Annotated in this window: 14 protein-coding genes; 7 read left to right on the forward strand and 7 right to left on the reverse strand. The window is 38.7% G+C overall.

What is annotated here, in order from left to right; translation table 11 throughout:
• Positions 1–50: 50 nt before the first annotated feature.
• Positions 51–257, forward strand: a complete 207-nt coding sequence (locus KYI10_07830) for a hypothetical protein (protein ID QYA32292.1) — start codon at positions 51–53, stop codon at positions 255–257.
• An 80-nt stretch (positions 258–337) separates the two neighbouring features.
• On the forward strand, positions 338–550 hold the full coding sequence (locus KYI10_07835) for a hypothetical protein (protein QYA32293.1): 213 nt from the start codon (positions 338–340) through the stop codon (positions 548–550).
• A gap of 47 nt (positions 551–597) precedes the next feature.
• Here the strand turns inward: KYI10_07835 and KYI10_07840 are convergent, their stop codons facing one another.
• Positions 598–1194 carry a lysophospholipid acyltransferase family protein gene (locus KYI10_07840; GenBank protein ID QYA32294.1) on the reverse strand — a complete coding sequence of 199 codons (597 nt, stop codon included), beginning with the start codon at positions 1192–1194 and terminating at the stop codon, positions 598–600.
• 126 nt (positions 1195–1320) lie between these two features.
• Here KYI10_07840 and KYI10_07845 point away from each other — a divergent pair, with 126 nt between their 5' ends.
• On the forward strand, positions 1321–2514 hold the full coding sequence (locus KYI10_07845) for a trypsin-like peptidase domain-containing protein (GenBank protein QYA32295.2): 1194 nt from the start codon (positions 1321–1323) through the stop codon (positions 2512–2514).
• Between the two features lie 71 nt (positions 2515–2585).
• Here KYI10_07845 and KYI10_07850 read toward each other — a convergent pair whose 3' ends face one another.
• The 3 genes from KYI10_07850 to tyrS form a co-directional block, all read right to left on the reverse strand.
• A complete protein-coding gene (locus tag KYI10_07850) occupies positions 2586–3437 on the reverse strand; it encodes a TPM domain-containing protein (protein ID QYA32296.1) in 852 nt (283 codons plus the stop codon).
• Positions 3437–4021 (reverse strand): LemA family protein, encoded by a 585-nt coding sequence (locus KYI10_07855; GenBank protein QYA32297.1) that lies wholly within the window; start codon positions 4019–4021, stop codon positions 3437–3439. The genes KYI10_07850 and KYI10_07855 overlap by 1 nt, the downstream gene beginning before the upstream one ends.
• 70 nt (positions 4022–4091) lie before the next feature.
• The gene (tyrS, locus tag KYI10_07860; GenBank protein QYA32298.1) at positions 4092–5345 is read right to left on the reverse strand and encodes a tyrosine--tRNA ligase; all 1254 of its coding nucleotides are present in this window, start codon (positions 5343–5345) and stop codon (positions 4092–4094) included.
• A 334-nt stretch (positions 5346–5679) separates the two neighbouring features.
• On the opposite strand from tyrS, the gene KYI10_07865 reads away from it, so the two are divergent.
• Positions 5680–8028, forward strand: coding sequence for a transglycosylase domain-containing protein (locus tag KYI10_07865; GenBank protein QYA32299.1), 2349 nt, complete (start codon positions 5680–5682; stop codon positions 8026–8028).
• Positions 8029–8113: 85 nt separating this feature from the next.
• On the opposite strand, the gene KYI10_07870 is transcribed toward KYI10_07865, so the two are convergent.
• Positions 8114–9781 carry a formate--tetrahydrofolate ligase gene (locus KYI10_07870; protein QYA32300.1) on the reverse strand — a complete coding sequence of 556 codons (1668 nt, stop codon included), beginning with the start codon at positions 9779–9781 and terminating at the stop codon, positions 8114–8116.
• A gap of 179 nt (positions 9782–9960) precedes the next feature.
• Positions 9961–11673: an acetate--CoA ligase gene (gene acsA, locus KYI10_07875; protein QYA32301.1), complete on the reverse strand. Its 1713-nt coding sequence runs from the start codon at positions 11671–11673 to the stop codon at positions 9961–9963.
• 101 nt (positions 11674–11774) lie between these two features.
• Between acsA and KYI10_07880 the strand changes: the two genes are divergently transcribed.
• Genes KYI10_07880 through KYI10_07890 form a run of 3 tightly spaced genes read left to right on the forward strand, consistent with a single transcriptional unit; the run spans position 11775 to position 14189 of the window.
• Positions 11775–12407, forward strand: coding sequence for a GNAT family N-acetyltransferase (locus KYI10_07880; protein ID QYA32302.1), 633 nt, complete (start codon positions 11775–11777; stop codon positions 12405–12407).
• A 10-nt stretch (positions 12408–12417) separates the two neighbouring features.
• Positions 12418–13056 carry a CBS and ACT domain-containing protein gene (locus tag KYI10_07885; GenBank protein QYA32303.1) on the forward strand — a complete coding sequence of 213 codons (639 nt, stop codon included), beginning with the start codon at positions 12418–12420 and terminating at the stop codon, positions 13054–13056.
• Positions 13053–14189 carry an acetoin utilization protein AcuC gene (locus KYI10_07890; protein QYA32304.1) on the forward strand — a complete coding sequence of 379 codons (1137 nt, stop codon included), beginning with the start codon at positions 13053–13055 and terminating at the stop codon, positions 14187–14189. The genes KYI10_07885 and KYI10_07890 overlap by 4 nt, the downstream gene beginning before the upstream one ends.
• A gap of 77 nt (positions 14190–14266) precedes the next feature.
• Here the strand turns inward: KYI10_07890 and ccpA are convergent, their stop codons facing one another.
• Positions 14267–15256 carry a catabolite control protein A gene (gene ccpA, locus KYI10_07895; protein ID QYA32305.1) on the reverse strand — a complete coding sequence of 330 codons (990 nt, stop codon included), beginning with the start codon at positions 15254–15256 and terminating at the stop codon, positions 14267–14269.
• Positions 15257–15269 lie beyond the last annotated feature (13 nt).

Below are 15269 nucleotides of genomic sequence, written 5' to 3' on the forward strand. Positions count from 1 at the left end.
TATGCAAAAGTATTATATAATGAATTAATATAAACAATGAGGGTGATTTTATGCAAATATTGCCACAACTTTTTAAAGGTAAATTAACTGCGTATCAGATTTCTACGGCAACAGATATTGATATTGCAACGATTGAATCCCTTTTTGAAGATGAAGCAGCTGTTTCATCATTGGATGAAGCCACATATCTTACATTAAAACAATTAGAAGATGAACTTTTCAATAACGACCATAGAACAGGAGAAACAACTGCATAGCTTGTTTCTTTTTTTGTTTGATTATTTTGTTTAACGGGTATGTTCTTATTATAGATACAAAAAGGAAGAAGGTGTGAATCATGGGAGTTATATTGCTTAAAACTTCTTATCCTGACACATCTCAAGAACATGCAGAATATAAAATAATCCAGAACGAGTGTGAGAAGGTTCGTTATATCAATCAAGCGAGAAATGAATTCTATAAACGAATGCATAGATCAGATGACGAACAGGTGATTAAGCTAGAATTTATTTATCCAGATGATGTTGAAACTTATTATTATAAAGCTTAGGTCGTAACACAAAAGCGGAATGATCTATAGATCATTCCGCTTTTGTGTTATTTCATTGTTGCTATAATCGATTTTGTGCTGTTTTCAAGTTGCTGAGTAATCTTTTCTATTGCTTCAGTTTTATTGTACTGGGATAAATATGTAGTGCTATCAATGGGTGCTCCAAACTTAATCCAGCACTTTCTTCTCTTAAATATAACATCACGAAATTTAAGTGGTCCTGTATAAGCCGCAGGAACAATCTTACTTTTTGATAGTACAGCAATCGTCGCCGCTCCTTTTTTCATCGGTGCTGCATTATTGCGTTGTCCACTCGGGAAGATACCAACAACCTTACCTTCTTTTATCAGCTTAACAGGTATCTTTAACGTAGATGGTCCTGGGTTTTCTCTATTCACAGGAAATGCATTAACTGATCTAAAAAATCGATTTAATAGCGGTGTCTTAAATAGTTCCTGCTTCGCCATATAATGAACTTCTAACGGATATAGACTCATCGCGAGCATTATAATCTCCACCATACTCTCATGGTTACATGTCACGATAAATGCTTCATCTTCAGGAAGATGATGTTTGTCTGAAACCTTTAACTTGTTTAATATTTTAACAAAGAAGAAGATGATACGAGAAATGAATTGATACATATGGCACTCCTTTTACATAGAATATTTATATTTTATCATAACCTAATATATTTTGAAGAGTGCATTTGCTTGAACTCTGATTTTAATGGGATTATACTTTTTGTATCGCAGCAAATGGAGGTAGCTATGGAACAAAATCATGAATATTACAATGAAAACTCTCATCTACAAACACAACACCCAAAGAAACAAAAAGCCGGCTTCTTAAAGATGGTGCTTGCTGGTGTCGTTGGATCTGTACTCACGCTTGGTGTGACTGAATTACCAGAGTATTTCTCACACGATGAAACAGAAACAATTTCTCCAGTCACAGTTGATAATACAACAACTTCCAAATCAACTTCAAATCTCTCTCAAATGCTGGAACAAGTTTCTCCTGCAATTGTCGGCGTTATCAATATGCAGCAGGCACCTAGCAGTATCTATGATATCCTATCAGGCAATCGATCTACCGATATTACACCTGCAGGAACAGGTTCAGGTGTAATATATCAAGTTGATGGGAACAATACATATATTGTTACAAACAACCACGTTGTTGAAGGCGCTAAAGAATTGAAGGTTAAATTATCAAACGGGAAAACGATAGATGCTGAACTAATGGGTACAGACGCTTTGACCGATATCGCTGTACTCAAAGTAACAGGTCAGCTAAATATTAAACCCGTGGCCTTTGCCGACTCTTCTAAGATTCGAATTGGCGAACCTGTCTATGCGATTGGTAATCCATTAGGTCTTGAACTTGCTGGTACAGTAACAGAAGGTATCGTGAGCTCAAAGGAACGTACAATGAAAGTAGAAACTTCTGCCGGTAACGCTAGCGTCAAAGTTATTCAGACGGATGCAGCAATTAATCCCGGGAATTCTGGTGGTGCTTTAATTAATACAAGTGGTCAGCTGATCGGTATCAACAGCATGAAGATATCTGCCAATCAAGTGGAAGGGATTGGATTTGCTATTCCATCAAATGACACTAAGACGATTATTGAACAGCTTGTTAAGAACGGTAAAGTTGAACGTCCATATATGGGGCTTGGACTGGTAGGAATCAATGATGTTCCAGCTGAGTATCTGAAAGAACTTAAAATAACACAAACTGAAGGTGTTGTTGTAGCACAAACTGACAGCGTTTCTCGTACAAAGTTCAATAAAGGCGATGTCATCACTGCTATCGATGGACATAAGGTTGAAAGTGATAGCGACGTTAGAAATTATATTTATACACATCATAAAGCAGGCGACAAAGTGAAATTTACTGTTTATAGAGAAGATAAGAAAACAGAAGTTACGATGACTTTAAGAAGTACAAATAGCAAATAAAAAAATCCGGAAATGTAGTGTATCCCTAAAGTTGAATTTTTTAGGGTTCATAACATTTCCGAATTTTTTATTTAGAAGTTTCGACCAGCGCCACCGCCGTCAAAACCGCCACCGCCAAATCCTCCGCCTGAGAAACCTCCACCAGAGAAGCCTCCAGATGAGAAACCTCCACCAGTCGGAAAGAAGATGACAGGGCCAGTGGATCGACGTCCACCGCCACCACCGCCACGTCCTCCACCACCGAAGAACATAGAGAGAATCAAGTATAAGAAGAATATTGCGATGATAATTTCAAACACACTGATATCACCAACACTATCGTCTTGTGTAGCAATGGGTGTATCACGTGTATACTTTTCACCATCAAAGCCGTAGCTCTTACTGATTTCATCAAATATTGCATTATAAAGTTTAGTCATCGCCTGCGCATAATAGCGTCGAGACGTTTCATTGCTAGCATCTGGGTCTGCCTGCATCGCTTTTTGAATATCAGGCATCGCATATGTATCAATCATACGTCCTACTTTAGCGTCGTTCAGCACACCTTGTAGGCCGGGGCCTACCATCACTTCTATACCACGATTGTTATTTTCATTATTATTGTCGAGATTCAGCAAAATAACGATACCATTATCTTTATCCTTATCTCCTACCCCATATTCACGACCTGCGCGTAGTGCATAATCTTCTTTAACTTCCTGTCCGATACTTGGCATTGTCATCAGCAAGATTTCAGCAGTCGTACCACTGTGAAGCGTCTCACCTTTTTGGTTTAATGCATCTTTTTCCTGCTGCTTAAAAATACCGATATGATCCTGCACGAACCTCGGCTGCTCAAGTTTCGGTAATGGTTCAGCTGCACTAACCGGAAGTGCTGTAAGAAAGATTATAAGACTCGCGAAAAATATCGTGAATCTCTTCATTACTCAGAATCCTTATCAGAATTAAAATCTACATTTGGTGCATCTTTTGCAGCACTATCAGCTTTAAAGAACTCTTTCTTTTCAAATCCAAATAATCCGGCAACGACACTACCTGGGAAACGTTTAACGACTTTGTTATATTCCGTAACAATATCATTATAGTCATTACGTGCTACTGCGATACGATTTTCTGTACCTGCAAGTTCATCACGAAGCCCTGTGAACTGTGTATCTGCTTTAAGTTCTGGATAGTTCTCCTGAATTGCGATTAGTCGACTTAAAGCTGAGCTTACTTGTGCGTTCGCTTCTGCTTTTTCTTCCATTGTATTTGCACCTGCTAATTTCGCACGTGCATCAGAGACATCTTTGAATACTTTTTCCTCATGTTTTGCGTAACCTTTAACTGTTTCAACTAAATTAGGAATTAAATCAAGACGACGTTGTAACTGCGTATCAATCTTCGCTTGAGATTTTTCAACTTCTGTATCTAAATCAACAAGTTTATTATAGGGACCGATCAACATACTACCGATTACTAATAATAATACGATGAGACCGATCACCGGTACTAATAACTTTTTCATTGCATTTCTCCTTTACCTTAAATTACTTAATTTTACCCTAAATACATGGACTGTAAACATAGTCAGTGTATTAGTGAATAATCATAAAGTATTTCTTTTTGCCACGTCTAATAATCGTAAACTCACCCTCAATCTTGTCAGTCGCTACGATTTCATACGCAACATCCTGAACCTTCTCTCCGTTAATCGATATCGCACCGTTTGTAATATCTTCTCTTGCCTGACGTTTACTTGGAGAGATGCCCGCTTCTATTAATAATTCAACGAGATTTGTTGTTGTAACTTTTGCCTGTGGCACATCTTTAAAGCTTGTGCGTAACTGATCCGCTGTTAAAGCCTTTAAATCCCCTTTGAATAAAGCGTTTGTAATATTAACTGCTTCTTCTAATGCAGATTCATCATGGACATATTTCGTTACCTCTTCGGCTAATCGTTTTTGTGCAAGACGCAAGTGCGGTTCGTTTTCAACGGATGCTTCTAAAGCATCTATCTCTTCTTTACTTAAGAAGGTAAAGTATTTTAAAAACTTGATAACATCGCTATCTGGTGTATTGATCCAGAACTGGTAGAACTCATAAGGTGTCGTCTTCGTGCGATCTAACCAAATGGCCCCTCCTTCCGATTTACCAAACTTCTTGCCGTCAGATTTTACAACTAAAGGAACTGTCATACCATAAGCTTCAACTTCGCCATACATACGTCGCATGAGTTCCATCCCACTTGTGATATTACCCCACTGGTCACTGCCACCGATCTGGAGCTTAACGTTCAATGTTTTATTTAAATGTCCAAAGTCAATGGCCTGCAGAATTGTATAAGTAAACTCTGTGAAAGAAATCCCTGTTTCAAGACGAGATGCGATACTGTCTTTATTTAATAAATAGTTTACACCGACATGCTTTCCGTAATCTCTTAAGAACGTCAACAGATCAATTTCACCAAGCCAGTCTTTATTGTCTACACGAATTGCACCATTTTCAGTACCGAAATCAAATAACTGCTCCATCTGTTTGCTGATACCGTCGACATTATGCTGAACTTGCGCTAATGTCTGCAGTGTACGCTCATCTGTTCTCCCAGATGGATCGCCAATCATTCCTGTAGCGCCCCCAATGAGAACGACAGGGCGATGTCCATGTGCCTGGAATCGTTTTAAAGTCATGAAAGGAAGGAGATGGCCGATATGCAGGCTATCTGCAGTCGGGTCCGTTCCACAGTATACGCTTACCGATTCCTTATTCAGCAAAGCTTCCATTTCTTCAGGATTCGTCTCCTGATAGATTAAACCTCTCCATCTTAAATCTTCTAATAATGCACTTGTCATATTAATTTCCTCCTCTTAATTAAAATAAAAAAGCCCCCCTACAAATGTAAGGGTGCTTGAATGCACGGTACCACCAAACTTATGATTACTCATCACTTTATTAATGAAAACGCTCATTATGACGTAGACTCCACATATCAGGTGTATTCATCAAAGAACATGCTTAGTTTTCACCACCCACTAAGTCTCTAAATTCAAGTTCAATCATTACTTGTCCCGAAAAGTCTTTATATTTAGTTTCAAATCAATTATGATACTAGTGTATAAAATTGGATGAGTGAAGTCAAGAACCTGAAATTATGATATACTAAAAAAATATTCAGGAGGAAAAAATATGGCAAACAAAACTTCATACAAAGATAAATTTAAGCGTCAGCTTATAGGCTATAAGGAAGGATTCAAAAACATTAAATTTACCCCCTACGTTATCTTTAATGGCCTTTATGAAACTGTTTCAAAAACACTGCTCTTTCTAATCACAGCAGGCATTTTATTCGCTACGCTCATGCTTGGGATCGGTAGCGGCTATTTCCTGGCACTAGTAAAAGATGAGCCGGTAAAGTCTAACAGTGAACTGAAGAAATCACTTTATGAGATGACACAAAGTACAACTGTATATTTCGGTTCGGGAGAATCACTTGGTAATTTAAACGCTGATACACAGCGACAAGTTATTAAGCTTAAAGATATGAGCCCTCATGTGAAAGATGCATTGATCGCTACTGAAGATGAAAGTTTCTATCGCCATAGAGGTATCGTACCGAAAGCTTTTATACGAGCAACTGCTCAAGAATTTCTTAACACTGGCGCGACGAGTGGCGGCAGTACTTTAACACAGCAGCTTATCAAGAATCAGCTGTTAACAAATGAAACTTCCTTCCAAAGAAAAGCCAAAGAAATGATGCTTTCTTTTAAAGTAGAAAAAGCACTGACGAAAGATGAAATTATTGAAGCTTATTTAAATGTCGTCAGTTTTGGTCGCAACACGAATGGTCAGAACATCGCTGGAATCGAAGCGGCTGCTCAAGGGATTTTCGGTGTTAAAGCAAACGAGCTTAACATCGCTCAAGCTGCATATATCGCAGGCCTTCCACAAAATCCTTATACATATACACCCTTTTTGCAGGACGGTTCAGTCAAGTCTAAAGATGATCTTGCATATGGGCTGACAAGACAGCAATATGTTCTGTCACGTATGTATCAGGAAAATAAGATCAGTAAAACAGAATATGATAAAGCAAAATCATTTAACATCGTTAAGTCATTTACGAAAGATGTAGAGACGCCAAACGAAAAATATCCTTTCCTGACCCAAGAAGTTGAAGATGAAGCTATAGATATTCTGAAATACCACTTTGCTTCAAAGGATAATGTTTCAAAGACAGAACTTGATGAAACACCCGTTCTTCAAGAAAAGTATAAGGGTATCGCAGAACGTGCTGTACGTAACGATGGGTATATCGTAGAAACTACAATTAATAAACCCATTTTCGATGCAATGAATGCAGTTAAAGATAATCCTAACTATTATTCTTATGACCGACAAGTAGAGGCAGGCGGAAAAACAAAGACATTGAGCCAAGAAGTCGGTGTCCTTTTAAAAGAAAATAAGACAGGTAAAATTATCGCGTTTATTGGTGGCCGAGATCACGATAAGTCACAAAATAACCACGCAATGAAAACGAAACGTTCTCCAGGATCTACAATCAAACCATTATTAACCTATGCTCCTGCAATGGAGTATGGCATTACGGCGCCAGAGACGATGCTGCTCGATAAAAAGTTTAATTACAATGGTTATGAACCAGAAAACTATGCTCGTATGGAATACGGGAATGTGACAACACGTTATGCGTTAGAGAATTCTTTAAACTTAAGTACTTTAAGACTATATTCTAGTATTCAGGATAAGAAGCCATGGGAATTATTAAACAAGATGGACTTTAATATTCCAGGATCTGAACAGGAAAACTTATCATTAGCACTCGGTGCGACAGATATCACGCTTAAAAATAATGTGGATGGTTTCTCGACTTTAGCCAATGGAGGAAACTATCAAGAAAGCTATATGATCGAACGTATTAAAGCTAAAGATGGCAAAGTCATCTATCAGCATGAAGCAAAACCAGAGCGTATTTATAGTGCATCTACCGCTTATATGACGACTGATATGTTACGTGGCGTACTCGATACTGGTAGTGCTTATTCATTGAAAGGTACCTTCCTATATAATCAGGACTGGGCCGGCAAGACAGGTACGACTCAAGATGCAAAAGACAGTCTGTTTGTTGCTTATAACCCTAAAGTAACAATGGGTATCTGGATGGGCTATGATGTTCCAACTACATTTGATGAAGAAAATCATTACCAGCTCAAGTTATGGCGTGATATCGCCAATCAGATTTCATCAATCGATCAATCCCAGATGGGTGTCGGTGAACGATTTAACCAGCCAAAGAGCGTAACAAAACAAAGCATCTGTCAATTTACGAATAGCACATCCGGCTGTGTATCTGGTGAATCTACAAAAGAAAGTCTCGTATCTGACAAAACTGATTTAACTCAGAAAACACTAGATACTCCTGATGTATTGAATAGACTTGGTATTAAGCTAGACCCTGCAACAAAAAGTAAGATCTTTACGAAATCGAAACAAAATACGCAAAAGAAAAAGAGAAACTAAAAAAGAACCGGTCGGTATAGAAACGTATTGCTTTCTATACTGATCGGTTCTTCTTATTATTTATCATCACTTGAGTAATATTCTATTAGAATAAACCTACTGCATTACCCTCTTTATCTACATCCATACGCAGTGCTGCCGGTTCTTTTGGAAGACCAGGCATGGTCATAATGTCCCCTGTTAATGCAACGATGAATCCTGCACCTGTCTTAGGAATTAATTCACGGATTGTAATTTCAAATCCAGATGGACGACCTAGTTTCTTAGGATCATCAGAGAATGAGTATTGCGTCTTCGCCATACATACTGGATATTCATTCCAGCCATTGTCAGCGATTGTTTTTAATTGTTTCTTCGCTTTATCAGTGAATACTACATCATCTGCACCGTAGATCTTTTGAACGATTGTACGGATTTTCTCTTCAACTGGTAACGATAGGTCATATAATGGTTTAAAGTTTTGTGGTTGTTCCAGCACTTCTAATACTAAGTTCGCCAAATCTTTACCACCTTCACCACCATGTTCCCATACTTCAGTTAATGCTAATTTCACACCATGTTCTTTTGCCCAGTTAATAACAAATTCACGTTCAGCATCTGTATCCGTAACGAAATTATTTAAAGCGATAACTGGTTCAACACCAAATTGATTTAAGTTTTCGATATGTTTCTCTAGGTTCTGAATACCGGATTTTAATGCTTCTACATTTTCAGCTCCAAGCTCATTCTTTGCAACTTCACCATGCATCTTAAGCGCACGGATAGTAGCAACTACAACGATTGCATCTGGTTGTATACCTGCTTTACGCGCTTTAATATCCATGAACTTCTCAGCACCTAAATCTGAACCAAATCCTGATTCAGTAACAACGATATCTGCTAATTTACGTGCAGTCTTCGTTGCGATGATTGAGTTACATCCGTGAGCAATATTAGCGAACGGTCCACCGTGAATAAGCGCAGGTGTACCTTCGATTGTTTGTACTAAGTTTGGTTTTAATGCATCTTTAAGGATTAATGCTAAGGCACCTTCTACTCCTAATTCTTTAACAGTAACTGGTTTGCGGTCATAAGTATAACCGATTGTCATTTTTCCTAGGTTTTCTTTTAGATCTTCAATATTGTTTGAAAGACAGAATACAGCCATGATTTCACTTGCTACCGTGATATCGAAACCATCTTCACGGGGTACTCCTTTGAAAGGACCACCAAGACCAACAACCACTTGACGTAATGCACGGTCATTCATATCGATGACACGCTTCCACTCAACGCGACGTGGATCAATATTTAATCTATTCCCTTGATAAATATGATTATCGATAAATGCTGCTAATGCATTATTTGCTGTTGTGATGGCGTGTAAATCTCCATTGAAGTGCAGATTAATTTCTTCCATCGGTAAGACTTGTGCACGACCCCCACCAGTCGCTCCACCTTTCATACCAAATACCGGACCTAAACTCGGCTCACGCAAAGCTACCATAACGTTCTTACCTAACGCTTTAAATGCATCTGAAATACCTACAGTGACTGTTGATTTACCTTCACCAGCCGGTGTTGGACTCATCGCAGTCACAAGTACTACTTTACCTTGCTTATCTGTAGTCACTTTAGAAGTGTCAATCTTTGCTTTATAATGCCCGTATTGCTCAACCGCATCATCAGGAATACCTGCAGCTTCAGCGATTTCAGCAATCGGTTTAATCGTTGCCTGATTAGCAATTTCTAAATCTGATAAATATTTCGTCATTTTAACATTCTCCTAATCATTTAAAGTGTCTTTACATCCTAATAATAAGATAACGCTTTCACATTGTCGAATGTTTTCTATTATTAATTCTTAAAATTATAATAAAATACCGCACGCGTTCTGTGTCTGTGTTACCACACTAAAAAAGGTCAGAACATCATCGTTCTGACCTTCAAATATTAATCTTCCATCGTACTTAAATCACCCGTCGGCAAATCTAGTTCCCATGCCTTAAGTACACGTCTCATAATCTTACCTGAACGTGTCTTCGGCAGCTTATCTTTAAACTCGATTTCTCTAGGTGCGGCATGTGCTGCAAGTCCTTCTTTTACAAACACGCGAATTTCTTCTTTCAGTTCATCTGTTGCTTCATACCCTTCACGAAGTGCAATAAATGCCTTAATGATTTCTCCGCGAACCGGATCCGGCTTTCCGATAACACCCGCCTCTTGTACCGCTGGATGTTCTACAAGCTTAGATTCTACTTCAAATGGGCCTACACGTTCTCCCGCCGTCATAATAACATCATCTACACGTCCCTGGAACCAGAAGTAGCCATCTTCATCCATATATGCAGAATCACCTGAAATATACCAGTCTCCTGGTAAGAAATATGATTTATACTTCGCTTCATTATTCCAAATTTCTTTCATCATCGATGGCCATCCTGATTTCATCGCTAAGTTTCCCATACGGTTTGGCGGAAGCTCGTTTCCTTCATTATCAACGATTGCTGCAATAACGCCAGGTAATGGTTTACCCATCGAACCAGATTTAATATCCATCGCAGGATAGTTCACAATCATATGACCTCCTGTTTCTGTCATCCACCACGTATCATGAATACGCAGTTTAAATACATTGTGCCCCCATTTAATTACTTCAGGATTCAAAGGTTCACCGACAGACAGTATATGACGTAAGCTCGAAAGGTCAAATTTGTTAATCACTTCATCCCCTGCACCCATTAACATACGGAATGCTGTCGGTGCAGAATACCACACTGTCACTTTAAATTGCTGTATCGTCTTATACCATCCTTCTGGAGAGAACCTTCCACCTGCGATTACATTTGTCACACCGTTCAACCATGGTGCAAATATACCGTAGCTCGTCCCTGTAACCCATCCTGGATCTGCTGTACACCAGTAGATGTCATCTTCTTTTAAGTCTAATACGTAGTATCCAGAAATATAGTGCTGGATCATTGCATTCTGTACATGAAGCACTCCTTTTGGCTGTCCAGTTGAACCAGAAGTATAATGAAGAATTAAACCATCATCCAGTGTCAGCCATTCAATTTCAAATTCATCTGATGCAGACTCAAACTTAGCATTGAAATCGATATATCCTTCCTCTACATCTTTATCTACTACAACAATATGTTTTAAGTGTGGTAATTCGTCTTTTGGTATACGCCCGAGTAGACTTTTCGTTGTAATGATGACACTCGCTTCACTATTCTCTAAACGGTCACGTACTGCTTTCTCCATGAATGCTTCAAATAATGGCCCTACGATAGCACCAATCTTAAGAACGCCTAAAAAGGCAAAGTAAAGTTCGGGAGAGCGTGGCATAAAGATAAATACACGGTCTCCTTTTTTAACACCCGCTTCCTGAACGAGCACATTCGCAGCCTTATTTGAATTGCGCTGCATCTCTTCAAAAGTATATGATTCCTCGCGATTTGCATCTTTGTAGTGTAACGCTACTTTATCCCCTTTACCATTATCGACATGTTTATCAATGCATTCATAAGCCATATTAACTTTTCCTGTATTATGCCATGAGAAGTTCTTCTCAACTTCCTTCCAGTCAAAGTTGTTATACACTTCCTCGTAGTTAGATAGATTGTGATCACCTTGAACTGCTTCAAAAATTTCTGTCTTCATTTTAAAATCCCCCTATGTAATCGTTTTCATTATTACTCTTATATTATATAATAAAGTTGACTGATTTTTCAAAATATAAAATTATTTCTCAAGGAGTGACTATGGAGCATACTAAAACTTACTATAAACGCACAGTTGAAGCTAACGGAAAATCAATTATCGTCGAAGGCCCAATAGACAGTGATACCTTAAAGAAATATACATTTGATGAGGGTCTCGTTGCATTCAGAATTCCGAAAGAACAATTTGTAGCAATTCAGGAAATTGCAGACCTCGAGGAAGGACGTATCATTATATGCCGAGATGGTGACAATATTATCGGATATACAACTTATCTATATCCAGATCCATTAGAACGATGGAGTGATGGAAACTTACCTTATCTATTAGAGCTTGGCGCGATAGAAATTAGTGAACAGTATCGTGCAATGGGCCTTGGTAAGGCCATGCTTGAACTGTCAATGCAAGATGATGCGATGGAAGATTATATCATTATTACGACCGAATATTATTGGCATTGGGATTTAAAGAACAGTGGCCTGGATGTATTCGAATATAAAAAAATTATGCAGAAGATGATGGCTGCTGGTGGCATGGAAGTATTCTCTACAGATGATCCTGAAATTACAAGTCATCCGGCCAACTGCTTGATGGCAAGAATAGGCAAACGCATTACAAATGATCAGATACAGACATTCGATAATATTAGATTCCAGAATCGCTTTTTCTTATAGGAGGGTAATTATGTTAGTAGAACGCATTATGACATCACCATGTATTACATTCAATACAGAAGGTTCTATCGCTCAGGCCATCGCATTGATGAATGATAAGAACATTCGCCATTTACCGGTTGTAGACGATGAACAGCATTTGCAAGGTATTATTTCAGATCGTGAAATAAAAGAAGTATTGCCGTCACTATTAAAACATGATGAAGCAATTGATTATAATGTCCCGATTTCACAGATTATGAAAAAAAATGTGATTACATGCCACCCTCTTGATTTTGTGGCAGATATTGCAGTTGATTTTTATGATGCATCTATCGCCAGCATTCCAGTTGTACAAAACGAGAAAGTTGTGGGCATTGTAACCAGTAAAGATATGCTCAATACATTTATTGAGCTTACCGGTGTAACACGTCCAGGTACAACAATACAGATTAGCATTCCTGATGAACCGGGTATTATGCACGAAGTCACGGAAGTATTTCATAGACATAAGATCAGTATCGAGAGTATTCTCGTATTCCGGGATACAGCACAGGTCGGTAAGAAAATTGTGACGTTACGCATGCTTGCAATGAATCCAAATATTGCGATATTTGATCTGGAGAAGAAAGGATTCACAGTACTTGATCCTTTCGAAAGCGGCCTATGACAAAATTCGTCTACTCAAAGAACTTGCTGAAATACCGCTTTCGTGATGATCACCCGTTTAATCAGATGCGCCTGTTACTTACGAAATCACTGCTTGAAAGCTTATCACTGCTGCGCGCAGAAGATATCGTTGAGCCCCGTACTGCAACAGATGAAGAACTGATGCTCATTCATCAGCCAGAATACATTGAAGCTGTAAAAAAGGCAGGACGCGGAGAACTGAGTGCCGGTGATTGTGATAAATTTGGACTTAACTCAAATGATACACCGAACTTTAAAGATATGCATGAAATGAGCGCGTTGTTAGTAGGCGCAACGCTTACTGCATGCGATATTGTTATGACTGGTATCGATCATACCGCATGTAACTTTGGTGGTGGGCTCCATCACGGCTTCACTGGACGTGCTTCAGGATTTTGTATCTATAATGATTCTGCAGTCGCTATAGAATATATGAAACGTAAATATAAACAACGTGTGCTCTATATCGATACCGACGCACATCATGGTGATGGCGTACAGTTTGCTTTCTACAGCGATAATCAGGTGATGACCTACTCTATTCATGAGACAGGTCGGTACTTGTTCCCAGGAACTGGTGCCATTACTGAAAAAGGTGAAGGTGATGGTTATTTATACAGTATGAATATACCTGTTGATGCCTATACTGAAGATGATTCATTTCTAGAATGTTTTGAAGAAAGTTTACGCGCAGCATGTGAATTCTTTAAACCGGATATTATATTAAGTCAAAATGGTGCGGATGCACATTATCTTGATCCATTGACACACCTCTCTTGTACACACAGGACATATCAGCACATCCCACAAATCGTCCTTCGATTAGCAAATGAATATACAAATGGAAAGTGGATTGCTGTCGGAGGTGGCGGTTATAATATCTTTCAAGTCGCACCACTCGCCTGGGCACAAGTATATAATGCGATGCTCGGACGCAGTTATTTAGAAGGTGCAATACCAGATGACTGGATTACGATGTGGCAAAGTAAAACACAAGTAAAGATGCCAAAAACATGGAATGAAGATCTACAAGGGTATCGAGTCATACCTAGAAGACGCGATATCGAAGAAAAAAATAAAATGATGATGGCACGTATCGTACAGCATTACTAGGTGCTCGTGTTTTTATTTTACGAGCCACTTTACCAACCCATAAATTAAGGACCTCGCATACGCAAGGTCCTTAATTTCTATTTCGTCGTTCCACGATATTCTATTCTATAAGGTAGAACGACTTTCTGATCTTCAATCGGCTCATCGTTCATATATTTAGTCAAAAGACGCATCCCCACAGCACCAATATCATATAATGGCTGCATTACACTTGAAAGCTTCGGGCGTACCATTTTCACTAATCGAGTATTGTTAAAACTGATGACCTGTAAATCATCAGGTATAACTCTTCCGTCATCCTGTGCTGCATGTACGATACCAATCGCCTGCTCATCACTAATGCATAGTATAACTTCAGGATTCGTCTCTTTAATCACTCTATATGCCTTCTCACCATCTAAATATTGTTCAGCCCCTATATATTGAGCTGATTCCGGTAATTCAATCGCATGTTCGCCGAGCAATGATTTCATTCCACTTAATACATCGATCTGTGCTTTTTCAGAATATCCTCCACCAACAAATGCAAATCGTTTCACACCTGCTTCTATGAATTTATGGGTAATTTTTCTACTCGCATCCACATAATCGATATTCACTGAAGGTAAGCTTTCATCTTGATCGAGTGTCCCTGATAATACCACAGGTACACTCGATTTACGTATCATCTCTGCTGTCTTCTCAGAGAGTGTCCCCCCTAAGAATATGATGCCATCAACTTGCTTTGACAGTAAGTTATTAAAGATTTCTTGTTCTTTTAATGCATCATTATCAGAATTTGAAATGATTGTCTGATATTTATACATCTTAGCGATATCTTCTAATCCACGTGCAAGTTCTGAATAATACATATTAGAAATATCCGGGATGATTACCCCAACTGTTGTAGTCTTCTTGCTTGCTAGCCCACGTGCGACTGCATTTGGACGATAGTTCAGACGTTCAATCACTTCATTTACGCGATCTCTTGTCGCAGGCTTCACATTTGGATTGCCATTTACGACACGAGATACAGTGGCCATAGATACTTTCGCTTCGCGTGCTACGTCATATATTGTTACGGTCATTTTTTCCTCCTGA

This window comes from Macrococcus sp. 19Msa1099, assembly GCA_019357535.2.
GTDB classification, from domain to species: Bacteria; Bacillota; Bacilli; order Staphylococcales; family Staphylococcaceae; genus Macrococcoides; species Macrococcoides psychrotolerans.